The 26,776-nt window shown below is 69.1% G+C and carries 22 protein-coding genes; 19 read left to right on the forward strand and 3 right to left on the reverse strand.

Features of this window, described 5'->3' with window-relative positions:
- Window positions 1-105 precede the first annotated feature (105 nt).
- The 7 genes from ACZ61C_RS06925 to ACZ61C_RS06955 are packed head-to-tail and all read left to right on the forward strand — an operon-like array spanning window position 106 to window position 6,674.
- Window positions 106-1,017, forward strand: a complete 912-nt coding sequence (locus ACZ61C_RS06925) for a phytanoyl-CoA dioxygenase family protein (RefSeq protein ID WP_465303704.1) — start codon at window positions 106-108, stop codon at window positions 1,015-1,017.
- A gap of 40 nt (window positions 1,018-1,057) precedes the next feature.
- Window positions 1,058-1,960, forward strand: coding sequence for a 2OG-Fe dioxygenase family protein (locus tag ACZ61C_RS06930; RefSeq protein WP_465303706.1), 903 nt, complete (start codon window positions 1,058-1,060; stop codon window positions 1,958-1,960).
- A 37-nt stretch (window positions 1,961-1,997) separates the two neighbouring features.
- Window positions 1,998-2,570 (forward strand): DUF1579 family protein, encoded by a 573-nt coding sequence (locus ACZ61C_RS06935; protein WP_465303708.1) that lies wholly within the window; start codon window positions 1,998-2,000, stop codon window positions 2,568-2,570.
- A gap of 41 nt (window positions 2,571-2,611) precedes the next feature.
- Window positions 2,612-3,937 (forward strand): preATP grasp domain-containing protein, encoded by a 1,326-nt coding sequence (locus tag ACZ61C_RS06940; protein WP_465303710.1) that lies wholly within the window; start codon window positions 2,612-2,614, stop codon window positions 3,935-3,937.
- A gap of 53 nt (window positions 3,938-3,990) precedes the next feature.
- Window positions 3,991-5,040 (forward strand): methyltransferase, encoded by a 1,050-nt coding sequence (locus ACZ61C_RS06945; RefSeq protein WP_465303712.1) that lies wholly within the window; start codon window positions 3,991-3,993, stop codon window positions 5,038-5,040.
- 55 nt (window positions 5,041-5,095) lie between these two features.
- Entirely contained in the window at window positions 5,096-5,527 is a 432-nt protein-coding gene (locus tag ACZ61C_RS06950; RefSeq protein WP_465303714.1) for a GFA family protein, read from the forward strand.
- A 28-nt stretch (window positions 5,528-5,555) separates the two neighbouring features.
- Window positions 5,556-6,674 (forward strand): NDMA-dependent alcohol dehydrogenase, encoded by a 1,119-nt coding sequence (locus ACZ61C_RS06955; protein WP_465303716.1) that lies wholly within the window; start codon window positions 5,556-5,558, stop codon window positions 6,672-6,674.
- 53 nt (window positions 6,675-6,727) lie between these two features.
- On the opposite strand, the gene ACZ61C_RS06960 is transcribed toward ACZ61C_RS06955, so the two are convergent.
- Entirely contained in the window at window positions 6,728-8,350 is a 1,623-nt protein-coding gene (locus ACZ61C_RS06960) for a class I adenylate-forming enzyme family protein (protein ID WP_465303718.1), read from the reverse strand.
- Between the two features lie 269 nt (window positions 8,351-8,619).
- Between ACZ61C_RS06960 and ACZ61C_RS06965 the strand changes: the two genes are divergently transcribed.
- From ACZ61C_RS06965 to ACZ61C_RS07010, 10 genes are all read left to right on the forward strand, one after another.
- Entirely contained in the window at window positions 8,620-9,261 is a 642-nt protein-coding gene (locus ACZ61C_RS06965) for a class I SAM-dependent DNA methyltransferase (RefSeq protein ID WP_465303720.1), read from the forward strand.
- A 110-nt stretch (window positions 9,262-9,371) separates the two neighbouring features.
- Window positions 9,372-10,550, forward strand: a complete 1,179-nt coding sequence (locus ACZ61C_RS06970) for a MalY/PatB family protein (protein WP_465303722.1) — start codon at window positions 9,372-9,374, stop codon at window positions 10,548-10,550.
- A gap of 68 nt (window positions 10,551-10,618) precedes the next feature.
- On the forward strand, window positions 10,619-11,911 hold the full coding sequence (locus ACZ61C_RS06975) for a trans-sulfuration enzyme family protein (protein ID WP_465303724.1): 1,293 nt from the start codon (window positions 10,619-10,621) through the stop codon (window positions 11,909-11,911).
- A complete protein-coding gene (locus ACZ61C_RS06980) occupies window positions 11,908-12,972 on the forward strand; it encodes a hypothetical protein (RefSeq protein WP_465303726.1) in 1,065 nt (354 codons plus the stop codon). Before ACZ61C_RS06975 ends, ACZ61C_RS06980 begins: the two co-directional genes overlap by 4 nt.
- Window positions 12,969-14,279, forward strand: a complete 1,311-nt coding sequence (locus tag ACZ61C_RS06985) for a lysine N(6)-hydroxylase/L-ornithine N(5)-oxygenase family protein (RefSeq protein WP_465303728.1) — start codon at window positions 12,969-12,971, stop codon at window positions 14,277-14,279. The genes ACZ61C_RS06980 and ACZ61C_RS06985 overlap by 4 nt, the downstream gene beginning before the upstream one ends.
- A gap of 54 nt (window positions 14,280-14,333) precedes the next feature.
- Complete coding sequence (locus ACZ61C_RS06990) at window positions 14,334-15,593, forward strand: aminotransferase class I/II-fold pyridoxal phosphate-dependent enzyme (protein ID WP_465303730.1); 1,260 nt, start codon at window positions 14,334-14,336, stop codon at window positions 15,591-15,593.
- Entirely contained in the window at window positions 15,580-16,935 is a 1,356-nt protein-coding gene (ccrA, locus tag ACZ61C_RS06995; RefSeq protein WP_465303732.1) for a crotonyl-CoA carboxylase/reductase, read from the forward strand. Before ACZ61C_RS06990 ends, ccrA begins: the two co-directional genes overlap by 14 nt.
- Window positions 16,929-17,966, forward strand: coding sequence for a 3-oxoacyl-ACP synthase III family protein (locus tag ACZ61C_RS07000; RefSeq protein ID WP_465303734.1), 1,038 nt, complete (start codon window positions 16,929-16,931; stop codon window positions 17,964-17,966). Before ccrA ends, ACZ61C_RS07000 begins: the two co-directional genes overlap by 7 nt.
- Window positions 17,967-18,184: 218 nt before the next feature.
- Window positions 18,185-19,678 carry an MFS transporter gene (locus ACZ61C_RS07005; RefSeq protein WP_465303736.1) on the forward strand — a complete coding sequence of 498 codons (1,494 nt, stop codon included), beginning with the start codon at window positions 18,185-18,187 and terminating at the stop codon, window positions 19,676-19,678.
- Between the two features lie 33 nt (window positions 19,679-19,711).
- Window positions 19,712-21,130 carry an aldehyde dehydrogenase family protein gene (locus tag ACZ61C_RS07010; protein ID WP_465303738.1) on the forward strand — a complete coding sequence of 473 codons (1,419 nt, stop codon included), beginning with the start codon at window positions 19,712-19,714 and terminating at the stop codon, window positions 21,128-21,130.
- A gap of 15 nt (window positions 21,131-21,145) precedes the next feature.
- On the opposite strand, the gene ACZ61C_RS07015 is transcribed toward ACZ61C_RS07010, so the two are convergent.
- A complete protein-coding gene (locus ACZ61C_RS07015; protein ID WP_465304220.1) occupies window positions 21,146-21,970 on the reverse strand; it encodes a DUF72 domain-containing protein in 825 nt (274 codons plus the stop codon).
- Window positions 21,971-22,131: 161 nt separating this feature from the next.
- Between ACZ61C_RS07015 and ACZ61C_RS07020 the strand changes: the two genes are divergently transcribed.
- Window positions 22,132-23,799 carry an AIPR family protein gene (locus ACZ61C_RS07020; protein ID WP_465303740.1) on the forward strand — a complete coding sequence of 556 codons (1,668 nt, stop codon included), beginning with the start codon at window positions 22,132-22,134 and terminating at the stop codon, window positions 23,797-23,799.
- Between the two features lie 813 nt (window positions 23,800-24,612).
- Window positions 24,613-25,227, forward strand: coding sequence for a TetR/AcrR family transcriptional regulator (locus ACZ61C_RS07025; RefSeq protein ID WP_465303742.1), 615 nt, complete (start codon window positions 24,613-24,615; stop codon window positions 25,225-25,227).
- A gap of 462 nt (window positions 25,228-25,689) precedes the next feature.
- Here the strand turns inward: ACZ61C_RS07025 and ACZ61C_RS07030 are convergent, their stop codons facing one another.
- Window positions 25,690-26,397 (reverse strand): FAD-dependent monooxygenase, encoded by a 708-nt coding sequence (locus ACZ61C_RS07030; RefSeq protein WP_465303744.1) that lies wholly within the window; start codon window positions 26,395-26,397, stop codon window positions 25,690-25,692.
- Window positions 26,398-26,776 lie beyond the last annotated feature (379 nt).

Below are 26,776 nucleotides of genomic sequence, written 5' to 3' on the forward strand. Positions count from 1 at the left end.
CACTTCGAAAATGGCTGCCGATCGCCGTGCGGCCGACGATGAGCTCATCGTCGGCCCGTCGAACGCTGACCTCGAACGGCGCTTTCTCGACAATGGGGTGAGGAAATGGAAAAACTCGAACAGGCTGCCCTCGAATACGAGAAGAACGGTTATGCGATCATCCGGGACGTGGTGCCGCACGGCCTGATGGAAGAGGTCCGAGCGCACGTCGACTGGCTCATCGCCCGATACCCCGAGCTGCGGCCGGAACACCTCCACCACCCCCTGGTCAGGGACGACGCGTTCTGGGCGCGGATGATCCTCGAACCGTCCCTGGTCGACATCGCCGAGTGCTTCCTCGGGCCCGACATCGCATGCTTCACCGCGCACTACGTCTGCAAACCCGCCGTCGACGGGCACGCCGTGCTGTGGCACCAGGACGGTGCCTACTGGAAGCTCGACCCGATGGAGGCGCTGACGGTGTGGCTCGCGGTGGACGCGAGCACTGCGGAGAACGGCTGTCTCCGCATCATCCCCGGCACCCAGGACCTGCCCCTGCAGGACGTCTCGGCACGCAGTGACGTGCCGAACCTGCTGTTCTCGTCGGCCGACCAGCGGCTGGTGGACCAGATGATCGAGCGCCACGGCATCGTGGACATCGAGCTGCAGCCGGGAGACGTCTCCATCCACCACCCGAACATCCTGCACTCGTCGGCCGCGAACACCTCGGACAAGCGTCGCTGCGGCCTCGACCTGGGCTACATTTCCGCCGCCACCCGGATCTTCAGCGAAGGGGTGTACCTGAATCCGTTGCTGGTGCGCGGAAAACCCGTCCCGGGCGGCACCGGATACCGGCAGTTTCCGCTGTACCGGCGCGGGGCGACGATCGAGTTCGCGGGCCACGAGCAGTGGAACGAGAAGGCCCGCACCTTGAACGAGGCGCTCGGCACCGGCGGCCAAGACCTTTCCGCAGAAGCGCCGATCGAGGCCGCGCTGCACATGGTCTCCCGCCTGCAGGACGGGACGATCGCCCGATAGCGCTCGCACCGGAGCGCACCCACGACAGAAAGGGTCCATCATGGACAGCGGGAACTTCGCCTCGGCGATGGCCGAGATCGCCGAGATCAAGGAGCAGTACACCCGGGACCGCACCGTCTTCGTCGAAGGCGAACGCCTGGTCCGGATCCTGTCGGCGTTCGGCAGCACGCCGGAGAGCGTCGAGAACTTCAAGAAGGTCACCGAGAACCTGCCGCCGGACCCGACGCTCGACTTCCGCCGCGCCCGCAACGGCCGGTACTGCCTCGACCTCGACGCCGGTCAGGCGTACCGCACGGAGTTCCAGCCCTTCGTGCTGTCGGTCGAGGAGGACTTCGTCCGCCACGACTCGGGGAAGATGCGGAAGTTCGCCGAAATCAACGCGGAGACCCAGCTCAACCCCACCTTCAAGGCGCTCCTGGTGTTCAAGTCGCTGATGGCGGAAGACATGGAGATCGTGCACCGCCCGTTCCAGGACTACGCCGTGTCGAGGTGGATCTGCACGGTGTTCCACACCCGCACGATCACCACCCGCGAGCTGACCGGGGAGCCCGCGCTCGAGGGTGTCCACAGCGACGGCGTGGACCACACGATGACCGTCTTCCTCGGCGGCGAGAACATGACTGCCGGCAGCGCGGTGACCCGCTACCACGACATGGCCGAAAAGAACGCGGTGCGGTGGGACGCCGTGGACCCGGCGCTTGTCGTCGGCAGCGCTCAGCACCGGCACTTCCTCGACACGATCCTCATCGTGGACCACGAGCGCAAACACAGCGTTTCGACGATCGACGCACAGGACGAGGACCGGCCGGCCTGGCGCGACATGCTCGTCTTCTTCACCAGGAAGCCGAGCGTGCCGGGGCACGTCTCGGCCGCTTACGACTCCGTGGCGCCGCACACTTCGCTGCCGATGACCGTCGAGCTGCCCGCTCCCCTGCACCGCTAGCCGGCGAACCCCGAACCCGAGCGAAGAGAGGTCGACCGTGCTTCGTCGTTTTCTCAGACTGGCCCTGCCCCGCGTGCTCACCGGCGCGACGACGCTGGAGGTGGCCGGGCACGGGCCCGTGGCGGCGCCGGAGAGCACCGCGAAGGCCGAGATGCGCGCGCTGGACGTTCTCCTCGGCACCTGGCGCTGCACCTCGATCGTGCACCCGCCCGAAGGCCCGCCCGTCGAGGGTGTCGTCCACGGCACGCTGGCGCCGGTCCTGGGCGGCGCCTGGTACCAGTGGAACTTCACGCAGGAGCCCAACGACGTCGTGCCGCGCCCGCAGCTGGGCCGGTACACGTTCGGCTGGAGCCCGGCCACCGCGCGGTACGTGGCCATCTACTACGACGACCGCGGGAACTACCTCGTCGAGACCACTCCCGGTCCGGAGTGGGAGGACGGCCACCTGCGCTTCCAGGGAACGACCACGCTGGTGGGCGAGGGCGAAGTGCACTTCACCGACGACATCACCTCGCGCGGGCCCGGGCACTTCCGCAACGAAGTCTCCATCACCACCGGTGGTGAAACGCGCTTGCACGGGATCTTGGACTGCGTACACGAAAAGCCGTAGCGGACGCGCTTTCGGCGTGCCGAATTCGACCGGAGGACCGCATGCCCCGCATCATCCTGGCGAACGTCAGGGCCGACTACTCCGAATCCGTCCGCGAGAGTTCGGGGTTCCTGAAGGGGACCAGAGCAGGCACGGACACGTGCGGCCGGTTCCTGTGGCACGCCGAGGACGGAGACGTCCTCGTCATCCCCGACGCCGTCGATCCGGCGTTCAAGGACTACGTGGGTGCCGTGGCGGGTTTCGCGCCGGAGAGCGTCGAGGTGCTCACGGTGGACCGGCTGCTCACCGACGAGACGCTGCTCGACGACGAGTTCGTGGACCGGCTCCGCGCGTTCGTTCCGCGGCCGGCGGACTGGTCGCTGTTCCCGTTCGTGGTCACCAGGGGAGTTGTCGAACTGACGGCGCGGCTCGGGCTCGAACCGTTGCCGGGCGCGGCGTTCGCCGCGCAGAATGGTGTCGACCTGCTGAACATGAAGTCCACGTTCCGCCGGTTGGCGGCGGGTGCCGGCACCCCGATCGCCGAAGGGGTGGTGGCGAGGTCGGCGCGGGAGCTTCGGAGCGCGCTGACCGAGCTGGCCCCGCTGACCGGGATGGTGGTCGTCAAACAGGATCGCAGCGGCGGTGGCCACGGCAACATCGGGCTGACTGGCACGCGGGGCGTCTCGTTGCCGGGAACGCGCGAGACTCGGCCGTTCGGCGCGGATCCCGGCCGGCTCGCCGACGACCTGTGGGCGGACCTGAGCGACGTCCGGAACCAGCTGGTCGTCGTCGAGGCGTACCACCCGGCCGAGCACCGGTTCTACCTCGAGTACCACCTCGGCGATGGCGGTGTCGAGTTCCTCAACGGCGGGATGGCCCGGTACGCGCACCGCCCGGGGACGACCGAAGGCAGCCCGGAGTGGGTCGGCCTGGACCTGCCGCTGGAGCTGGGCTCGTGGTCGTACACGGAGGTGATCACCCGGGCGCGTGAGTTCCTCGACCTCGTCGCGGCTCTCGGCTACCGGGGATACGTCAACATCGACGGTCTGGTGACGCCGGACAGCCGGCTCGTGTTCCACGAGATCAATGCCCGCTGGGGCGGCAGTCTCGTCTACCACGCCGTTGCCGCGCGTCTCCTCGGCCGGACCTACGCGGACTCGCACGTGGCGTCCTCGGTGCTGAACGTCGAACCCGGTCCGCTGAGTGGCCTGCTCGAAGCCATCGAACGGGCCGGCATCGGGTACCGGGCCGACAAACGGGAGGGCGTCGTCGTCCTCGCGGCCAACTCCGATCTCGGCAGCGGCGCCGAGTGCCTCGTCCTCGCCGAAAGCGGGGAGCGCGCCCGGATGCTCGAAGCCGATCTCCACCGGTGCACCGGAAACCGGTGAGCGCCATCAAGCCGCGCCGGCCGAACCGGCCGGACAGCAGAGGGGAAGAAAAGATGTCGCTTGCGGCCGGGGAAGACGTTCCGGTGTCCGGCTGGGAGTCCGCGAACCTGCACATGGCCACGGTTCTGTACGGGGGCGTGGTCATCGGGCCGATGCTGGCGGCCGTCGCGGAGCTCGGCTTACCCGACCTCGTCGGTGACACACCGAAGCCGGTCAGCGAGCTCGCGCGAGCGACGGGCACGCACCCGCACGCCCTGAGCCGCGTGCTGTCGGCGCTGGCCAGCCTGGGCGTCTTCGCGGAAACCGAGCCGGGTGTCTTCCGGTCGACCGCGCTGTCCGACACGCTGCGAGCGGGCACCGAAGGCTCGCTGCGGGACCTGGCGATCCTCTACGGGCGCCCGGAAACCCTCGTCTCGGGACCACAGCTGCAGCAGTCGATGACCGGCAACCGGCCGTTCTTCGACGAGGTCCACGGCCAGGACTGGCACTCCTACGTCGCCGAACACGTCGAGCTCGGCCAGGTCTTCAACCGGGCCATGGGCGGTGTGGCCCGCAACCTGAACACCGTGGCTCTGCGCTCGTTCGACTTCTCCGGGGCCGGCGTCGTCGTCGACGTGGGCGGCGGTGCGGGTTATCTGGCCGAGATGATCGTGAAGAACCACGAAGGAGTCCGTGCGGTCGTCCACGACCGCCCGGCGGTGGTCGAAGCCGCCGCGGCCCGCTTGAGTGGTTCGGTGGCGGGCGACCGGATCACGTTCGTTCCGGGCGACTTCTTCGGCGAGATCCCCGGCGGGGCGGACGTCTACGTCCTGTCGAAGGTCGTGCACAACTGGAGTGACGAGGAAGCGTTGTCGATCCTCGGGAACGTGCGTCGCGCCATGGGCGCGGAGAGCCGGCTCGTGGTGATCGACCCGATCATCTCCGACCGGCTCAACGAGCCGCACTCCGGGAAGCTGATGGACGTGATCGCGCTGACCAAGTACACGGGGTGGGAGCGCCGGGAGTCGGAGGTGCTCAAGCTGCTCGCCGGCGCCGGGCTCGCCCACGTCGACACCCGGGTTCTGGACGGGCCCTGCAGCCTGATCGTCGCGCGGTGCGCGTGAGAGCCGGCCCGGCGTTCCGTGGGTCCGGTACCGACAACGAGGGATGTGAGGCTTGATGGAAACCGAGACCGAGACCAGCTCGTCCACCGGGCAGAAGCTCTATTGGCGGGACGGGGCGTGTCACTGCGAGAACGTGTCGTTTTCGGTCGCGCTCACCCTGCAGCTGACGGTCGGCACCTGCACCTGCGGGATCTGCCACAAGTCGGGGCACCAGGAGATCATGCTGCCGGAGGAGCGTTTCCGGCTGCACCGGGGCCTGGAGTTCCTGAAGCCCTACCGGTTCGGCGACAAGATCGCCGACCACACGTTCTGCGTCGTGTGCGGGATCATGCCGTTCTACCGGCCCAAGTCGCATCCGGTCGGGTTCTTCAGCGTCAACGCCCGCTGCCTCGACCTGACGTTCGCGGAATCCGTCGAGTGGTTCGAGTTCGACGGCAAGAACTGGCAGGCGAGCATGGACGCCGGCATGCACCGGCAGACCGACTGACCGTCGTGCCCGGAACGGGAGGAGTCCGATGAAGACCCGTGGCGCGGTGATCCGCCAGGCCCCCGGCGAGTACGAGGTGACCACCCTGGACGTCGACGAACCCCGGCAGGGTGAGCTGCTGGTCGGGATGGTGGCCGCCGGCCTGTGTCATTCCGACGACCACCTGGCCACCGGCGATCTGCCGGCCGGGAGCTATCCCGTCGCGGGCGGTCACGAGGGCGCCGGTGTCGTGGAGTCGGTCGGGCCGCACACGCCGGGCTTCGAGGTCGGGGACAAGGTGGTGCTCTCTTTCGTCCCCAGCTGCGGCCGGTGCCGGTGGTGTGCCGGCGGCCGCCCCCAGCTTTGCGAGCTCGGCGCTCAGGTCGGCACCGGTGCCCGGCTGACCGACCCGGGCAGCTTCCGGCTGCGCACGGAGGACGGCACGCCGGTCGGGCAGATGTGCGGCGTGTCGACGTTCTGCGAGCACACGACGGTGGCGGTGGAGTCGGCGGTGAAGGTCCCGGCGGACACCCCGCTGGACAAGGCCTGCCTGCTCAGCTGCAGCGTGGGCACCGGCTGGGGATCGGCGGTCACCGCGGGCGGTGTGCGCCCGGGCGACACGGTGATCGTCGCCGGTGCGGGCGGTGTCGGGGTGAACGCGCTGCAGGGCGCGGCGCACGCCGGCGCGACCGCGGTGATCGCGGTGGACCCGGTGGCGGGCAAGCGCGACGTGGCGAAGGTGTTCGGGGCGACCCACGCCGTGAGCGGGCTGAAGGAGGCCGGCGAGCTGGCGAAGAGCCTGACCCACGGCCACGGCGCCGACGTCACGATCGTCACCATCGGCGTGGTCGCGCCCGAGCACCTGCGCGCGGCGTACTTCACCGTCCGGAAGCAGGGCACGCTGGTGCTCACCGGGCTCGGGAACATGCGGGAGACCGGGCTTCCCATCCCGCTCGGCAGCCTCGTGCTGTCGGAAAAGGTGATCAGGGGATCGGTCTTCGGGTCCTCGAGCCCCCGCGCGGACATCCCGCGCATGCTGGAGCTGTACCGCAGCGGTCATCTCCTGCTCGACGAGCTGGTCACGGCCGAGTACGGCCTCGACGAGATCGCCAAGGGCTACGAGGACATGCACGCGGGGAAGAACATCCGGGGCATCATCCGGTTCTGAGCGGGTACGTCCGCGCCGGCGCCTCGGCCGAGGCGCCCGGCGCCGTCGTGCGTTCAGCGGCGGGCCGCCCCCGCGTCCTCGGCCGGCAACTCCGGGACGAGCGCGCGGAGCTCGTCCTTCCGGATCTTGAGGGTGCCGGGGCTGCGGGGGAAGTCGTCGACCACGAACACGTGCTCCGGGACCTTGTACCCGGACAACCCGGCGCGGACGAACGCGCGGAGTTCCGCCTCGTCGAGGTGGGCCTCGGGAACCGCTTTCACGAACGCGACGCCGATCTCGGACTTCACCGGGTCGGGGACCCCGACGACGGCGGCCTCCGCGACACCCGGGTGGTGGCACAGCCGGTTCTCGACCTCGGCCGGATAAACGTTGAAACCGCTGGTCTTGTACATCTCCTTCGACCGGCCCAGGAGACTGAGGTTGCCCGCGTCGTCGACCGCGCCGATGTCACCGGTGTCCCACCAGCCGTCGGCGCGCAGCGCCGGATCGGGGTCGAGGCCGAGGTAGCCGGCGTGCAGGGCGAAGCCGCGGATGAAGATGTCCCCTGGCTCACCAGGGCGGCTCTCCTCGCCGGTGTCGCGGTTCACCACGCGCAGCTCGATGCCGGGCATCGGCCGGCCGGCCGTGCCGACCCGAACGGCGAAGGGCTCGTCCCAGCTCGACTGGGTGATGAAGGCACTGACCTCGGTCATCCCGTAGATGTGGGTCAGCCCGCCGATCGCCAGTTCGTGTTCGAGGGCGTGGGCGAGACCGGCCGTGATCGTCCCTCCCGCGATGCATCCCTTGGTCAGGCTGCTCAGATCGTGCGAGCGCCCGGCGGCGCGGTGGGCGGCGGCCAGGAGCGCGTAGTGCGTGGGGACGCCGTATATCGTCGTGATCCTTCGGGCGACGACCTGGTCCAGCACCTCGGCCGGTTCGAAGCCGGGTTCGACGTCGAGCCGGAAACTCCTGGTCAGCGACACGAGGAGGGCGTTCACCGCCCCGAACGTGTGGGACATCGGGACAAAGCACAGCAGCCGGTCGTCCTCGTCGAGGCCCATCCGCCCGCCGCCGTTGAAGGCGTTCGCCAGCGCCGCTCCGTGCCGGGTCATGCTGCCCTTCGACAGGCCGGTGGTGCCCGAGGTGAACATGACGTAGAGGATGTCGTCCGCGTCGGTGCCGGCGCCCGCCGTGGCGATCATCTCGTCGTCGGGTTCCGTCCCGGTGAGCTCGCTCCAAGACGTCGCCCCGGCGCCGTCCGCCGGATCGAGCGCCGCGGTCCAGCGCAGGGAGTCGCCGGTCAGGGCCGCGGTGAAGTCCGCGCCCGGGGGCTGCGCCGCGATGAGCCCGCGGGAGCCGGACCGGCTCACGAGCGCAGCGACTTCACCGGAGCGGCTCCGGGAGTTGGCCAGCACGTTGACCACCCCCAAGCGCGCCAGTGCGCACGCGCAGACCACCCATTCGACGCCGTTCGGCAGCCAGGTGGTGACGTGGTCACCACGGCGGAGGCCGCGTCGGGCCAGTGCCGTGGCGACGTTCCCGGCGAGCCGCCAAAGCCCGCCGTAAGTGTGCTCTTCGCCGGCCGCGGTGAGGTAGACCCGGTCCGGGTGAGCCCGGACGTGCGCTTCGAAAACCTGGCCCAGCGTCATCCGAAGCAGGTCGTCCGCTCGCACGTCCAAGGCCGCGCTTCGCGCCATGAGTCCTCCGATCGCGGGGGCCGCGCCGAACGCGGCCGGAGTTGACGATGGCGGCGCCGCAGGGACGGGGAAACCCGTCGCGCACTGCGAAAAGGGGAATCGGGCAAGAATTCTTCGCCGCCGCTGGCTGCTGCTGTTTCAGAATGCTCGTGGCGTCGAGGCAAAGTCAATGGCCATGAATAGTGCGAGTCCAATTTTATCATCGCTGTTTCCGGACCGGGCGAACGGGTTGCCGTGAGCATCCGTGAACGGAGAGTTACCCTCGCAGGGTGGAAACCACCAGTGAATCCCATCTGTCCACCACGGCGCAGGCATACGATGCCATTGCCGCCGATTACGCCGCCTTCGTCAAGGACGGCCTCACCGGGCTGCCGTTCGACCATTCCGCGGTCGCGGCGTTCGCGGGTCTCGTCCGGCAGTCCGGGGGCGGGCCGGTCGTCGACGCGGGCTGCGGTACCGCCTACATCGCCGGCCACCTGCGAGACCTGGGTGTGAACGTGTCCGGGGTCGATCTGTCGGCGTCGCTGATCGAGCACGCCCGCCGGCTCCACCCCGATCTGCGGTTCTCCGTCGGCTCCATGGCGTCGCTCGACGCGGCCGACGGCACGCTCGGCGGCCTCGTTTCGTGGTACTCGCTCATCCACACGCCGCCGGCCGAGGTGCCCGCCTACCTCGCGGAGTTCCACCGGGCGCTGGCACCCGGCGGACACGTGCTGCTCGCGTTCTTCGACTCCGAAGGCGGTCCGGTCACCCCGTTCGACCACGCCGTGACCACCGCGTACCGCTGGCCGATCGACGGCCTGGCCGAGCTCGCGGGCACGGCCGGGTTCCAGGAGGTGGGCCGCCTCGTGCGGAAACCGCTGGAGGGCGAGCGGTTCGAGCGGGGCCGGCTGCTCCTCTGCAAAGCCTGACCGGCCGGGGTCGCGGCCGCCGGTGCCGCCGCGACCCCGGGGTCAACTGTGCATTTTCCTCAGTCGCCGCACGGCTTTTCCGGGCCGGAAAGCGGTGTCATGATGCGCCGGTGGCGATCAACGAGATCGAACTGCGTCCGGACTTCAAGCCCGCGCGGTTCAAGTGGTCGGAGTTCGCCGGCGCCGCGATCGGCGCCGGCGCCGCCGAGATGGACTTCGGCACCGCGCCCGCCGTCCGGGAAGCCGTGTGCGCGGCCGTCGACGAGGGCCTGCACGGCTACCTGGCGCCCGATGTCGCGGACGAAGCCAAAGTGGCCAGTGCCCGGTGGCAGCGGGAGAACCACGGCTGGGCGGTGGACCCGGCGCACGTCCGGCTGGTTCCGGACACGGTCACCGCCCTGTGCCTGGTCGTCGAGCACTTCACGGCGCCGTCGGCCCCGGTCGTCGTTCCCTCGCCCGCGTATCCGCGGTTCGCCCGCATCGCGCGCGCCCTGGGGCGGCGGGTGCTTTCGCTTCGCTTGGACCACGACGCGTCGGGGCGCCACCGGTACCCCCTCGGCCGGCTGGAGGAGCTCCTCGCCCCCGGCGGTGGCCTGCTCGTCCTTTGTCATCCGCACAACCCCACCGGTTGCGTCGCCGGCGAGGCGGAACTGCGGGAGATCAGCCGGATCGTTTCCCGTTGCGCGGGAAAGGTCTTCGCCGACGAGATCCACGGACCGCTCACCTACCCACCCCGGTCTCACGTTCCGTACGCGTCTCTTCCGGGTGCTTCACCGAGTCACACCATCACGGCGGTTTCCGCGTCGAAGGGGTGGAACCTGTCGGGGATGAAGTGCGCGGAAGTCGTTCTGACGAACGAGGCCGATCGAAAACGCTGGGACCGGCTGGACCGGATCGGGCTGGCGGTCAACCCGACGGCGACGCTGGGTGTGGTGGCGGCGGCCGCCGCCTACAGCCGTGGCCGGCCGTGGCTCGACCTGGTCCGTGACCGGCTCCGGCGCAACGCGCTGATCATCGACGACTTCGTGGGAAGCGAACTTCCCGGGGTCGAATACCGCGTGCCGGAGGCAGGGTTCCTGGCTTGGTTCGACGTCCGCGGGCTCGGCGGGATATCTCGTGATCCGGCGCGCTACTTTCTCGACCGGGCGCGAGTTGCTATGGTCAATGGGAAGGATTTCGGGCCGGGCGGCGAAGGATTTGTCCGGCTGAACTTCGCGACTTCCGAGTCCGTGCTCGTCCAGGCACTGGAACGGATCAAAAAGGCCGTCGGCGCGCGCCCGATCGGTTAGCGAGCGACGTCACCGCCGGGGAAACCGTCCGGGTACTGCGTCGCAGGCTCATCTCTGGAGTGCTCATCATGTGTTCAGAACGCAGGACCGCACTGGGCTTCGACGAGGGCCGCACCACGGAGGCCGCCTGGTTCAACGAACTCACCAGGAAGCGCGGTACCGGGCCGGTTTCACCGCAGCACCGCGTCGTTCCGAGGACGTCGTCGGCGCACACCATCGCCGTTCATTCGGGTACCTACGAAGATCCGACGACCGGCAGCGTGGGGACGCCGATCTTCCAGACCACCACCTTCCGGCTCAGCGAAGACAGTTATTCGGCGTTTTCCGACGGCGCTTTGCGCGACGTGCCGATCTACACGCGTTACGGCAACCCGGGGCAATGGGCGGTGCAGGAGAAGGTCGCCGCGCTCGAGGGCGGGGAAAGCGCAGTCGTCACGGCGTCCGGGATGAGCGCCATCGCGAGCACGATCTTCACACTGACCAACAAGGGCAGTCACATCATTTCCGGCTACGACGTCTACGGCGGGACCTACAACCTGCTGCGGGAGGACATGGCTTCCTGCGGCCGGGACGTCACTTTCGTCGACCCGCTGAACGCCGACGCCATCAAGAACGCACTCCGGCCCGAAACCCAGCTCCTGCTCTTCGAATCGCTGACGAACCCGCTGCTGAAGATGCCGCCGATCGAGGCGATCGCGGAGATCGCCCGGTCGGCCAACGCGCTGCTCGTCGTCGACAACACGTTCCTGACGCCGGTCAACATGCGCCCGCTGGCCCTCGGCGCCGATCTGGTGGTCCACAGCGCGACGAAGTACATCGCGGGGCACAGCGACGTCACGGCGGGGTTCGTCGTCGGGCGCCGCAAGTTCCTCGACAAGATCTGGGCCCAGTCCCTCAGGTTCGGCGGGACTTCGGACCCCTTCTGTTGTTTCCTGCTGGAGCGCGGCGCGAAGACGCTTCCGCTTCGGGTGGAACGGCAGAACGCCAACGCGGCCGCGATCGCGGAGTTCCTCGACGGCCACGACGCGGTCGGGCGGGTGCACTACCCGACCGTGAACGGCGAGGACCGAAGCCGTGGCTACGGCGGGGTGGTCGCCTTCGAAGTGGCCGGAGGTGACGACCGCGCGCTCGAAGTCATGGGCGGGCTGCGCATTCCGTACGTCGCGACGAGCCTGGGCGGAGTCGAATCGCTGGTGAGCATGCCCGGGAACACGTCGCACAGTTCACTGACCGTCCGCCAGAAGGCGCTGATCGGGATCAACCCGGGCCTGATCAGGATGTCGGTCGGCATCGAAGCGGTGGACGAGCTGATCGAGGACCTGGACCAGGCCCTCGGCCGAGCCGGCGAGGTGCGGGGATGAGGAACGGGTTCAACACCGCCGGCTTCAGCGAAACGGTGCACGAGATCATCCACGAGCCCGCCGAAGCGTACTTCGACTACTGCGTGCACGGCCGCCGGAGCCCGCACAACGGGTTGTCCGCCCGCCTCGGCCCGGCGCTGTTCGGGTCCGTCAAGTCGAGCCGGGAAGCGACGATCTCGCTCCGGGAAGACGCCGAGACCGAGTGGCGCGACCGGTCCGTCCCGACCGTGGTGGACCTCGCGCTGACCGGGATCGGTTCGTGCATGCTCACGACGTTGATCGGGGGCGGGAGCGCCCGCAGCGCCGTGTTCGACACGGCGAGGCTGGCCGTCGACTACGACGTGAGCCGGGCCGGCGGTGCGGAGAACGCGGTCGTCCGGTGCACCTTCAAGATCAGCGGGGCGTCCTCGGCCGCGCTGTTCGACGAGCTCGTCGGGCAGGTGCAGTCGTTCAGCCCCAACTTCGTCTCCGTCCGCGAGCCGGTCCCCATCACGATGAGGCCGGCCTCGGCCGGCTCGTTCGCCGCCTTCACCTACTTCGGAGACCCGGCCGTGCCCGGCATCGGCTCGGGTTGTGACCTGCGCTGGGTCAGCGGCCCGCAAGCCGAGTCGCGGCCGCGGCAGGAGGGTGACGCGCCGGTGTTGCGGGTCGACGCGCCCAAGCAGCTGACCGGTGTCGACTGGGGCCCGAACCCCCAGGAGTACCTCCTGATGGGGCTGGCCGCGGAGCTCGCGGGCAAGCTCTTCGAGCTGTCGTCGGCCACCGAGCTGGCCGGTCTGCCCTGGGAGGTCACGGCGACCGCCCGGGAGGACGTGCGCGGGTTCTTCCACTCGGACGCCGAGGTGGCCGTGCACCTGCAGGACGTCGTGTGCACCGTGGCGCCGCCTCGCGACGACGTCACCGGCCTGCCCGGGCTCGTCGAGCGCGCCGCGGCGGACTCGGTGGTCTGCGCCCTGCTGACCGGCAAGCACGCGATCGAGGTGCGCTGGGAGCCGGAGGAGCTCGACGACGAGGAGCTCTACCGCCAATACCCGTCGTTCCGGCCGGCGATCGGGGAATGACCGTGCACAACGGTCGAGCAGCCGAAACCCGGATCCGCGGCCAGGCCGGCGTGCTCGCCATCGGCGGCGGGCCCGCCAACCTGAGCCTGGCGGCGCTGGCCGAGCCGATCGACGACCTGGACGTCGTGGTCCTGGAATCGCGGTCGTCGGTCAGCTGGCACCCGGGTCTGCTCTGGAGCGACTCGCGGCTGCAGGCCAGCCCGCTGAAGGACCTCGTGACGCCGGTCGATCCGACGAGCCGGTTCAGCTTCCTGAACTTCCTGCGCGAACACGGCCGGTTGTACCGGCACATCATCGCGAGCCAGGGCTACGTGCACCGCGCGGAGTTCAGCCAGTACTTCTGCTGGGCCGCGCACCGGCTCGACGTCTCCCTCGACGAACGTGTCCTCGACGTCGGCCACGGTGCCGACGGGTTCGTCGTCACCACCAGCCGGGGCCGGTGGACCGCCCGGAACCTCGTGCTCGGCACAGGCGCCGTCCCCGATGTGCCGGCCTGCGCCGCAGGCCTGCCCGAAACCCACGTACGGCACGTGGCGGCGCACTTGACGTCGCCGGTTCCGCTGGCCGGCCGCCGGGTCGTGGTGGTCGGCGGCGGCCAGAGCGCCGGCGAGGTGGTCCTCGACGTGCTCTCCGGCGATCGCGGGACGCCTCGGTCGCTCACGTGGGTCACCGGCCCGTCCGGCCTGCGTCCCCTGGACGACTCGCCCTTCACGAACGAACTGTTCACCCCCCGGTTCGCCCGGTACTTCCAGGCACTGCCGGAAGAGCAGCGGTGGGCGCTGCTCCCGCGGCAGATGCCGGCGGTGAAGGGCATCACGGCCGACCTGCTGCGCCGGGTCTACACGCGACTGTACGAACTGGACTACCTGGCCCCGGAACGGCTTGAGCACCGCATCGTGGCCGGGGCGGAGCTCGAGTCCCTCGCGCGGACTGCCGACGGCGTGACGGCGGAGTTCGCGGAGCGGGCCTCCGGCCGCCGGTGGGCCGAGCAGTGCGACGTCGTCCTGCTGGCGACCGGGTTCCGGCCGGAGCTGCCGGAGTTCATGGCGGGGCTCCGCCCACGGCTCCCGGTCGTCGACGGCGCCTACCCGGTGGACGGCAGTTCGCGGGTGCTGTGGGACGGCCCGGACGACCACCGGATCTACGTCCAGGGCGCCGGTCTCGTGAACTTCGGCGTCGGCGACCGGACGCTGGGCCTGTCGTCTTGGCGGAGCGCCACGATCATCAACAGCCTGCTGGGGAAGTTGCACTACACCGTGGACGGCGACCGGATCTCGATCGACCTCCCGGCTCGGCCACCGGGCTGAGCACGTCCGGGCGGTGCCGGCGGAGGTGGACCGAAGGAGGGGAATCCGCGGACGATGAAAGAAAAGTATGCGTTCTCGAACATCAAGAAGGTCTCGTCGATCAGTGCGCCGTTCTGGGACGAGGCACTGGACACGGGTGTGCACGGGCAGGTCTTTTCGCCGCGGCCGGGAGCCGGGGTGGCGTGGGCGCGGGGTGGCCACGGCTGCGTGAACATGTCGTCGTACTCCTACCTCGGCCTGGACGAGCACCCGGAAATCCTGCGGGCGGCCGCCGAGCAGCTGCAGGCGAGCGGAGTGCTGAACAGTTCGCTGTCGCGGGTGCGGATGACGCTTCCGATCCTCGAAGAGGTGGAGGCCGAGCTGTCCGACCTGTTCGACGCGGACGTCGGCACCGTGACCTCGTGCGCGGCGGCGGCCTGGTCGATGCTGCCGGTGCTCGCCTCCGGCCTGCTGACCGGTGGCACGCCGCCGCTCATGGTGTTCGACCGCTACGCCCATTTCTGCATGAACGCCATGAAGGCGGTGTGCGCCGACGAGGCGAGTGTCGTGACGATCGGGCACAACGACGTCGAGGCGCTGGAAGACCTGTGCCGGCGCCACGACGTCGTGGCGTACGTGGGTGACAGCGTTTACAGCACCGGCGGCAGCGCAGCTCCGATCTCGGAGCTGGCCGGCCTCCAGCGGCGGTACGGGCTGTTCCTCTTCCTCGACGACGCGCACAGCACTTCGGTCGTCGGGCGCAACGGCCGGGGTCACGCTCTCGAGTCGCTGGGCGGGATGAACGACCGGACGGTCGTCATCACCTCGCTCAACAAGGGCTTCGGCGCGACCGGCGGAGCCGTCCTGTTCGGGCCGAAGGGGGACAAGGGGGTCAGGCGCACCGCGATCCGCAACGGCGGGCCGTTCATGTGGTCGCAACGGATCAACACGGCCGGGCTGGGCGCGATCCTCGCTTCGGTGCGGCTGCACCGCGGGCCCGAGCTCGTGGTGCGCCAGCGCGCGCTGCAGGACAACATCCAGTTGTTCGACAAGCTCTACGACGCGGTCGGGTCGGGGAACGGGCTTCCGGTGCGCTACGTGCCGATGTCCTCGGAGAGTGCCGCCATCCGGTCGTCGGCTCACCTGCTGCGGCACGGCTTCTACGTCGAACCCGACTTCTTTCCGATCGTGCGGCGCGGCGATGCCGGCCTGCGCGTCCGGCTTCGCTCGACGATGTCACCCGCGGACATCACGAACTTCTGCTCGATGCTGACCGCCGTGCGGGACAGCCAGGACACCCCGGACGAAGAGGGAGCCCACCATGTCACTCGCTGAAGCGGTGATCGCCGGCGCGACACCGGACGAGCTGGCCGGCGCGGAACTGCCCGCCGATTTCCTCGCCGCCCACCTGCGGGTCGAGGACGAACACGCCTTCGCCCAGGTCGACGGCGACCGGGACGTGCGCAAGACGCTCCACGTCGGGAGCGTGCCGATGCCCGAGATCGCCCCCGACGAGGTGCTCGTCGCGGTCATGGCCAGTTCGATCAACTACAACACGGTGTGGGCGTCGACCTTCGAGCCGGTGTCCACGTTCGGCTTCCTCCGGGCCGCCGGCCGGCAGGGCGGCTGGGCCGCCCGGCACGACCAGCCGTTCCACGTCCTCGGCTCGGACGGCGCCGGGGTGATCGTGCGGACCGGCGCGGGTGTGCGGCACTGGCGCGTGGGCGATCACGTCATGGTCAACGCCGCGCACGTCGACGACCAGGAAGCTTCCGTCCAGGCCGACGGCATGTTGAGCGAGCATCAGCTCGCCTGGGGTTTCGAGACGAACTACGGCGGGCTCGCGCAGTACACCGTCGTCCGGGCGAGCCAGCTGATCCCGAAACCCGCCCACCTGACCTGGGAGGAGGCGGCCACGGTGCCGGCGTGCGCGGGGACCGCCTACCGGATGCTGGTCGGTGAACGCGGCGCCCGGATGAAGCAGGGCGACGTCGTGCTGATCTGGGGCGCCGCCGGTGGGCTCGGCGCCTACGCGGTCCAGCTGGTGAAGAACGGCGGCGGGGTGGCCGTCGGGGTCGTCGGCTCGGAGCGCAAGGCCGAGGTCGCCCGTGCCGTCGGGTGCGACCTCGTGGTCAACCGGTCGGAGATCGGTCTCGGCGAGGACGACGGGAACGATCCCGCCGCGGTCGCCGCCCAGGGCAAGCGGCTCGGGCGGCTGATCCGGCGGGAGTTCGGCGAGGACCCGCACATCGCCTTCGACCACGTCGGCCGGTCGACCTTCGGCGTCTCGCTGTACATCCTCCGGCGGGGTGGCACCGTCGTGACGTGCGGTTCGAGCACGGGCTACCAGCACCAGTTCGACAACCGGTACCTGTGGATGCGGCTCAAGCGCATCATCGGCAGCCATGTGGCGAACCTGCAGGAGCAGGTGGACACGGCCCGGCTGTTCACGCAGGGCAGCCTCGTCCCCGCGCTCTCGGCGCTCTACCCCCTGCGGGAAGTCAGCTCGGCGGCCCGGCTCGTGCAGCTCAACGAGCACGTCGGCAAGGTGGGCGTGCTGTGCCTGGCCGACCGGCCGGGTCTCGGGGTCACCGATCCGGTCAAACGAGCCGGCATCGGCGAAGAACGGCTCACCCGCCTGCGCGCCTTCGCGCCGACCGGCGAGCGGGCGTGGTGAAGGTGCCGGACGGCGACGAGAAGACGACCGTCTGCGTGCTGGGGACGGGCTCTTACCTCCCCGATCGCGTGGTGACCAACGAGGAGCTGGCCGCTCGTGTTCCGGGCGTCTCGGCGGACTGGCTCGCCGACCGCACCGCGATCCTCGAGCGGCGGTACGCCGCGCCCGGCGAAGCGGCGTCGGACCTGGCGGTCCACGCCGCCCGGCGAGCACTCGGCCAGGCCGGGATGACCGCCGAAGAGCTGGACTTCGTCATCGTGTCGACCACGACCGGTGACGCGCCGATCCCGTCGACCGCGTCCTTGGTCCAGCACGCGCTCGGTGCGCGGCGGGCCGCCTGCTTCGACATCAACATCGCCTGCACGGGCTTCGTCACCGCGTTGTCGATCGTCGAGGCGTACGGGGCGCTTCGCGCGGACGTCAAGGCGCTGGTGATCGGCACCGACGTCTGGACGCGGTTCCTCGACTTCGAGGACCGTGCGACCAGCGTGCTGTTCGGGGACGGGGCCGGGGCGGTGGTGCTCGGCGTCGTGCCCGAGCCGCACCGGAACGCGGGATACGGACTGCTCGGCGCGGACCTGGTCAGCCGCGGCGATTGCCACGAGCTGATCAGCCTGCCCGCGGGCGGAAGCCGGCAGCCGTCCTCGGCGGCCACGGTGGCGGCGGGCGGGCACCACCTCCGGATGCAGGGCCGCGCGGTACGGGACTTCGTGCTGGACAACGTGCCCGCGCTGCTTTCCAACCTGGTCAAGCGGTGCGGTTACGAGCTGTCGGACGTCGGCCACTTCGTTTCCCACCAGGCGAACGGGAGGCTGGTCGAGCAGCTCGCGGACGCGAGCGGACTCGGCCGGGCGCGGACGCACCTGCCCCTGACGCACTCCGGCAACATCGGGTCCGCGTCGGTACCCGTCGCGCTCGACGCCGCCCGGCGCTCGGGAACCCTGCGCGACGGCGACTTGGTCCTGCTCACCGGTTTCGGCGCGGGAATGGCCGCCGGGGCCGCGCTGATGCGCTGGTTTCCCGGTTCATGACGCCATTTCGCGCCCATTCACCGAGCCCGTGCGAAAGGTCCTGTCCGGGCGTGGGAAAACCGGTTCCACGATGACCTGAACGGGTGATGGTGGGGCGCGGTAATGTGCGGGGGAAAGGTGATCATCGGCGGTGCCGGGCTTTCGCGCGCGGCGCGGTTTCGGTCCCGCGAACCGAGAGGGGTGGAGAAATCAGCGAGGAGCGCGAGACAACCCGGTCCGTGGTGGGAAAGCCCTGGTACACCGTCGCGGTCCTCTGCGTCTGTGTCCTGATCCTGAACCTGGACATCACCATCATCAACGTCGCGCTGGGCACGCTGGCGCAGTCGTTGAACGCGACGACGACGGACCTGCAGTGGATCACGGCGGTCTACCTGCTGGCCGCGTCGGCGTTCATCGTCGTCACGGGCATCGTCGCCGACCGGCTCGGCCGGAAGCTGTTGCTCCTGCTGGGGCTTGCCGTGTTCACGATCTCGTCGGCGATGGCGGCGTGGGCGAGCTCCGTCGCGCTGCTCGTCGCCGGCCGGGCGTTGATGGGGCTGGGGAGCGCGGCCATCCTGACCGCCAGCGTCTCGATCATCACGACGATGTTCACCGGCGCCGCCATGCGGCGCGCGCTGGCCTCGTGGTCGACGGCGGCGGCGCTGGGCCTGCCGCTGGGGCCGGTGATCGGCGGATACCTGCTCGACACGTTCTGGTGGGGTTCGATCTTCCTGATCAACGTCTTCATCTGCGCGGCCGCCGCGGTGTGCGTGTGGTTCCTCGTTCCCGAGACCCGCCGGGGAACCGGCGCGAAAGTGGATGCTCTGAGCGTCGGGCTGCTTTCGCTGGCTTCCCTGCTGCTCACCTATGCGTTGATCGGGCTCGACGGCAGCCGCGTCGACGTGCTCGACCTGGTGGTGCTGGTGGTCAGCGTCGTGCTGTTCGCGTTGTTCTTCTTTCGGCAGCGCGGCCTCGCGCATCCGTTGCTCGACCTCGCGGTCGTCCGGAAGCTCAGCTTCGCGGCGCCGATGCTGACCCTGGTCACCATCTTCTTCGCGATGGCGGGTGTGCTGTTCATCGTTCCCGTGTACCTGCAATACGCCCAGCGGCTGGACGTGCTGGCGGTGGGCCTCCGGATCGTGCCGCTCGCGGCCGGTGTCGCGGTGGCGTCGCTGCTCAACGAGCGGCTGCTGAAGATCGCCACTCCGGTCAAGCTGATGGCCGCCGGGCTGGTCTGCCTGGCCGGCGGGTTGCTGCTGCTCACCGGGATGGATCCGGACGTGTCCGTCGTCCGGCTCGGCGCGGCGTTGATGCTGATCGGCTTGGGGATCGGGCTCGCCCAGCCGAGCGCGCTGGGCAGCTGCATCCGGTCGTTCCCCGTCGAACAGCACGGGGTGGCCTCCGGTGTCGTCAACTCGTTCCGGCTGCTGGCCGGGACCCTGGGAGTCGCCGTCACCGCGACGGTCGTGTCCGCGCTCTACGCCCGCAGCATCGCCGCCACCGGCAACGCCGCGGCGGTCTCCGCGGTCGACCGCAACGACCTCACGGCCGGCGCGGGCATCGCCTGCGGCGCCGGCCGGGGTGGCGCGGACCGGCAGGACGTCTCCCACCTGGTGTGCGGCTCGTACACCGAAAGCGTGGGCTGGGTGTTCGGTGGCTGCGCGGTGGTCGCGCTGCTCGCCGTCGGGCTGATCGCGCTCTCGAGCCGCAAGCGCAAGGACGCGTACGTCTGAGGAACCGGGTCGCCGGCATGGTGAGGAGCTTTCGTGGAGCACCACAACTTCCTGTACATCGACGGCGCCTGGCAGAGCCCGGACGGCGGTGACCTGATCCCGGTCGAGAACCCGGCGACGGAGGAACGCCTGGCGGCGGTTCCCGCGGGGACGGCGACGGACGTGGCCCGCGCGGTCGCGGCGGCCCGCCGCGCCTTTCCCGGCTGGGCGGCGACCTCCCGTGCCGAGCGCGCGGAGCACCTTCGGCGGCTCGGTGCGGGACTGGCCAAGCGGGCCGATGCGATCGCGCGAACCATCGTCGAAGACGTGGGCACGCCCCTGCGCATCGCGACCCGCATCCAGGCCACGATCCCGCAGACCGACGTCGCGACCGGCGTCGACCTGCTGCGAGCGGAGGCGCCGGAGGAGCGAATCGGCAACTCCCTGGTCGTGCGCGAACCCGCCGGTGTGGTCGCGGCCATCACACCGTGGAACTACCCGCTGCACCAGATCACCTGCAAGGTGGTCCCGGCGCTCGCGGCGGGCTGCACGGTCGTCGTGAAACCGAGTGAGGTCGCGCCGCTCAGCGCCTATTCGCTCTTCGAAGCGATCGACGAGGCCGGGTTCCCGCCGGGCGTGCTCAACCTAGTCACCGGATACGGCCCGGTGGTGGGCGAGGCGCTGGCCACCCACCCGGACGTCGACGTCGTCTCGTTCACCGGTTCCGTGCGGGCCGGGACCCGGGTGGCCGAGCTGGCCGCGCGGTCGGTGAAACGGGTGACCCTGGAGCTCGGTGGCAAGTCCGCGAACGTCGTCCTCGACGACGCGGACCTGGCGACGGCGGTGAAGGTGGGCGTCTCCAACGCCTACCTCAACGGCGGCCAGACGTGCACGGCGTGGACGCGGATGCTGGTCCCGGCCACCCGCCAGGAGGAGGCCGTCGAGCTGGCCCGCGCCTGCGCGGAGGGTTTTGTCCCCGGCGATCCGATGGACCCGAAGACGAAGCTCGGCCCGCTCGTGTCCGAGGCCCAGCGCCGGCGGGTCCGGGCGTTCGTTCGTGCCGGTGTCAAGGAGGGCGCTCGCCTGGTCACCGGCGGCGCCGACGTGCCCGGCGGGTGCGACCGGGGCCACTTCGTCCTGCCGACCGTGTTCGCCGGCGTCGATCCCGGCGCGGCCATCGCCCAGGAGGAGATCTTCGGGCCGGTCTTGTCGATCATCCCGTTCCAGGGCGAAGAAGAGGCGGTGCGCATCGCGAACAACTCCCGGTTCGGCCTGCACGGCGCCGTCTGGTCGGCGGACCGCGACCGTGCGCTGCGCTTCGCGCGCAGGATCCGCACGGGCCAGATCGACATCAACGGCGCCGCCTACAACCCGTTGGCGCCGTTCGGCGGCTACAAACAGTCCGGCAACGGGCGGGAGATGGGGCACCGGGCTCTCGACGAGTTCACCGAGATCAAGTCGATCCAGCTGTAGGCCTTCCGGCGCCGCTCAGAACAGCGTCGCGGGTTCGATCGGCTCCGGTTCGGGCAGCGCTTCGAGGCCGGGTACCAGCGCCCGCACGTCGTCGTGGAAGCGGCGGGCCAGCGCCGGCGCGTCGTTGTTGTCGGGGGTGTGCAGGAAGACCGTCGGCGTCCGGCCTTCGCGCAGCCAGCCGGCGACGACCTCGGTCCACGGCCGCCAGCCCTCGACCGTCTCCTCGACCGAGTCCCGGCCCAGGTAGCGGACGACCGGCTGGCCGGTCAGCGCGCGCGTCCGCCGTGGCAGCCGGGGTTTCTTGCCCCAGGCGTCCTGCTCGGCCTCGCTCACCGCGGGCTTTCCGAAGAACACGGTGGTGTCGAACGGCACCCACTCGGCGTCCGCGGCGGTCAGAGTTCGCTCCAGCAGTGACGTCGCACCGGCGTCGGTGAAGAAGGAAGGGTGCCGCACTTCCACGGCGCGCCGCCGGTCGGCGGGGAGCCGGCGCAGGAAGCGGCCGAGCGCGTCGACGTCCGAGGGGGCGAACGAGCCGGGCAGCTGGGTCCACAGGACGGCCCGGTCCCCGAGCGGTTCGATCGCGTTCAGGAACGCCCGCATCTCGGCCTCGACCCCGGCGAACCGCCGTTCGTGCGTGACAACCTTGGGCACCTTGACGACGAACCGGAAGCCGTCGCCGGTCTGCCGTGCCCAGGTCATGACGGTGTCGCGGGCGGGAGTTGCGTAGAATGTGGTGTTGCCCTCGACGGCGTTGCACCAGCCGGCGTAGGCCCGCAGCCGTTCCCCGGCGGGCAGCGACTGCGGCAGGAACCGCCCGGGCCACACTTTGTGGGTCCACATCGCGCAGCCGACGTGAAGACGTGCCATGGTCAGCTCCCCTCGATCACGAGCGAACCTACTACCTGCGAAGACCTTCGTGCCTGGGCGGGCGCCCGAGAGAGAAGTCGCATGTGATGCCTGCCTCCTGCGCTAAGCTTCGCGGCGCTGAGTAAGGAGCCGGATTGAGCACTTTTCACGTCAAGCAGATCGAAACCCACATCAGGTCGCTGTATCAGGCGACGTTGTGGAAGCCAGGGATCGACGACGTCGCGAATCTCTCCCGTCTCCTCGCCTACCACGCTGTCCAGCTGGTCCTCGGGACGGCGGATGACGCGGAACGTCTGGTCGACATCACCGATGGTGAACTCGACGAGGGGATTGACGCCGTCGGCGTCGACCCGGCCGCGAAAGTCGTTGTCCTCGTTCAGTCGAAGTGGCGACAGGACGGCACCGGCTCGATGAAGCAGGGGGACGTCCTGAAGTTCCTCCAGGGCGTCAAATCGATACTGGGGATGAAGGGGGACGGTAAACCTGCCCATGCGTCGGAGGAAACGCGCGCCGCGGTCGGTGCGCTGCTGACCAAGCCGGGGGCCAAAATCCGCATTGTCACGGCTACCACGGCGAGTGAGCCGCTGGCCGACCCCGTCAAAGCCCCCATCGTCGAGCTGCTCGGGCAACTCGACGACCTCGAGGACACCGAGCCTCTGGCCGCGCACGTCCATCTCGCGCAGGCAGACTTCTTCAGGTCGATCGCCGAGCGGCCACGGACTTCGATCAGCCTCGACGTGCAGATGCTCGACTGGGGCAAGGGCGCGGAGCCGCACCGGATCTTCTACGGCCGGGTCAGTGCCGTCGACATCGCGTCCTGGTTTGCCGACCACGGCAGCGACCTGTTCGCCGACAACATCCGAGTCGTGATCCCCCGATCGGACATCAACGACGGCATTTTGCAGACCGTCAAAGACGCCCCACAGCTGTTCGCGTACTACAACAACGGAATCACCATCCTCGCCGAGACGATCACCGTCGGTCTCGGCGGCACCCTTAACCGCGACGTCGGGTACTTCACGCTGGCCGGCGCGAGCGTCGTCAACGGAGCGCAAACGGTGTCCACCCTCGGCGCGGCCAAGGGAACCGACTTCGAACAGAACCTCGGCCAGGCCTTCGTGCTCGTACGGTGCATCGAGGTTCCGAAGGACCAGGACGGGCTTGCCCAGCAGATCACCCGCTTCGCCAATACGCAAAACGAGGTCTCGAGCCAGGATTTCGCGTTCCTCGACAAGGAACAGCACCGGCTGGTTCGTGAGCTGCACGTTCTGGGCTACGAATATATTCTTCGCTCGGCCGAGATCCCCAGGTCCAAAGCGACGCAGCGCGTCATCGACCTCCGGCAGGCCGCGGTCGCCCTCGCGTGCGCATCGGGAATCGGCCACGCGGTGCTCGCCAAGCGGGAAGTCTCGCGCCTGTTCACCGACCAGTCCGTCTACCGAGCCCTCTTCAACCCGCGAACGGACCCGGTCCGGCTCAGCCATGCTGTGATGATCGTCCGCAGCGTCGACCAGATTCTCGACTACTCGGCCCATGTTTACGAGGGTGTGCGAGCCGGAATTGCGGTGCACGGCCGCCGGGTGATCGCTCACCTGATCATGCGTGATCTCGGTGACAAGGTCCTCAACGATCCGGACACCGACTTTTCCGACGTGCTGAAAGGCGTTCTCGGCCAGGCGAGAGACTATGTCAACGCCTTCGCGCGTGTCTTCCCGTCGAACGCTTACCCGGGCAATGTGTTCAAGAACCAGAAGCGAGTCACGGAACTGGTCACTCTCCTCGCGAAGAGCCAGGTGAAGTGACCATGGGTGTTGCCGGCAGTTGAGCGCCGTGTCGCGTTTCCCGGTCGGGATGCTCAGCAGGGCCAGCGGCGGAACAGGCGTCATGCCGGACCGCGCGGCCAGGGAGCGCACGATCTGATTCCGTCGCCGGGTTCGCACGGCGGCGTTGTGCATGCGAAGGGACCGCAGTTCGCCGATAAGCGAGCCGGAGAACCAGTAGGCGCCTCCCGTGAAAGCGGTTAACGGGTTCAACCGTCGGCGATCCGCCATGCCGGAGCAGGGCCGCGAACGATGTGATTGGTGTCGGATTCATGGGCGGTGTGGCTGCACCGAGTCCGTCTGCGATGGTTTGTCTAGCATATTTGCCCGAAAGTATATTCCCGGCGCAAGTCAGCGGCGGCAAGACCGTTGCCCCGTGAAGGAAAGTCCTGTTGATCTGTGGCCGTGCGAGACGAGCGGCACCGGGCATCGCGTCGAAGAGAGACCACGGTGAAAGGCGAGGCGTCCGACGCCGTCTGGGAAACATCCGCGGCAAGCAACGAGGGTGACCTCGTCATCTGCATTGCTCGTCCCTGTCGAGGACCTGGGGAGGTGATTGGGTTGCCGGATTGGTGTGGCTCGACGGGTTCGTGCGGCGATGACGCGATGCGCAGCTTCGTGCTCATGACACTCCTCCTAGATCCGTGAATGACCTTTACTATTACGGTAGGACGCTTCGGTGGCCGATGCAAGGTAAATGAAAATTCACGGTTGAAGAGTGGTGTGCCTGACATTGCTTAGGAGGTCGGCGCGGTAAAGTGAAAGAAGATTCACTTGAGAAGGGGACCGACGGACGTGCCGAAGATCAGCGCGGAGCGCCGAGAGTCGAACCGCACGGTGATCATCGCTGCCGCGGCCAGGTGCTTCGCGCGCGACGGGTTCCACCAGACTTCGATGCCCGGCATCGCTGCCGAAGCGGGAGTGTCGACCGGCGCTTCTTACCGGTACTTCTCCGGCAAGGAGGACTTGATCGTCGAGGTCGCCGTGCTGGCCTTCGGAGCGCTTTTCCAGCCCCTCGACGAGCTGATGGACCGGCCCGAGCCCCCGACGATCGCGGATCTCGCAGAAACTGTCGCGACTTTCACCCCGTCGGACGTGTCCGCCTCGGAAACGGGAACCGTGTCCGAGGAGGAGCTGCCCCGGTGTGCCGTCCAGTCGTGGGTCGAGCTCCTGCGCAATCCGGATCTCCACGGCCGGGCGATCCGGGGAGTCGAAGGCAGCCTCCAGCGCATCGGTGAAGCACTCCAGCGGTCCCGGATGGCCGGCCTGGTCGGCCCGGGCTACGACACCGCCACGGGGACCCGAATCGTCCTCGCGCTCCTGCACGGATTCATGCTCCAGCGCATCGCGTTCGGGCTCGCCGACGTCGACGGCTTCACTCGCGATGTGCGGGCAGCATTCAACGGCTGAGAACGATGACTGCTTGATTTCCCAGGGAGAAACGATGTTCGCACGTGTGATCACGGCCCAGGCCGGGACCGGCGGAATCGACGACACGATCCGGCTCGCCGAGCGGCAGCTGCCTGGCGCTCGTAAGATGCCCGGATACCAGGGCTACTACCTGCTGACGGACCCCGGATACCGGAAAGGTCCTGATCATCTCGCTGTGGGAGAGCCGCGAGCAGATGGACGCCGTCATGAATGCCGCCGGGACCACCGGCATCCGGGACGAAGGCGTTTCAGCGACCGGCCTTGCGTCCTTGCGGCTGGAGACCTACGAGGTCGCGCTGAAGGACCAAGCCTGACGGCTCGCTCTTCCAGCATGGACGACCGCAACTGCCACTCCCTGGCCTTGCCCGATCCACCGTCGCCTGCCGCAGCTCTTCGTCACGGCTCTGCTGTGCGGACGCGATTGTGGCGTTGAGCCTGCGGTTAGTTCTCGTCGGCATCGGCGTTGATCCTGGTTTCTGTGACGCGCCGTTGGCGTTCCGCGTACCTCGTCAACCGGGAGTCGTCCCCGCGCAACGCGGCCGTCAACGCCGTGGTGAGGGCGTCCTGGATGCCCGCGTTCATGCCGAACCCGCCGATGGGGTTGTTAGAGCGACACGCTTTCACCGGGACATCCGTGCGCTCGAGCAGGCGCCGGAGCCGATCGTTCACCGATGCGGCCGACTCCGGTATCTTCTCCTCGGGCGGTACCCGGAAGACCAGTCGCGCGCGATCCGGGAGGTGCATGGCGACCACCCATTCGCGCGGGTCGAAGACGTAGGCGACCGGCCCCATCCCCGGGAACACCTCCGACGTCCGGGTCTCGGCTCCCACCAGGAGGGATCGGTCGGGATACGTGGTTTCCGAAAGGCGTACGCCCCGCGCCTTCCGCACCGTGCTGTCGCGCCGTCGGTGCCCACAAGGTACCGGCCGCGGATAGTGCCCGCCGAGAGCGCGTAGCTTCGGAAGCAGGATCCGGGTGACCGTGCTTTGCGGACACTGCAGGCGAAACAGCGTAGTGGTGTCCGCGGCGATGAGCTCGTAGGAGAACTCCACCACCAGCCGACGGTCGCGGTGCTCCCAGAACTGGATGCGGTCGGTCACCCGTCCGCGCTCGAGGGCGTCGTCGAGTGCGTCCCATTCCGCCAGCATCTCCAGCGACGGTGGGTGGAACGTGCTCGCCCGCTACTCGGTGCCGAGCTCGTCGAGCTGTTCCAGCAGCAGCAAAGAAATCCCCTGTGCGGACGGCGCCATCGCCAAACACATGCCGACCGGTCCCGCATGCTCCGGCACTCGTCGATCAAGATAGCGGTAGACCTCTACACCAACGTTGCCACGGGAAGTCGCCGACGGCGGTCCCGGAAGGTGGCCGGGGGCGATCCCGCAGAAGGCGTTGCACCCGGCGTGCGCTCTCGGGCTCCCTCGGACCGGCAGAAGACCACAATGGACAGAGAGACAGTGCCGGGATAGGCCGACAAGTTTATGCCCCTGGACGCTTTGCGAGGACTTGCGCAGCTACGACGACCGCGGG

It is taken from the genome of Amycolatopsis sp. NPDC104587 (assembly GCF_055583645.1).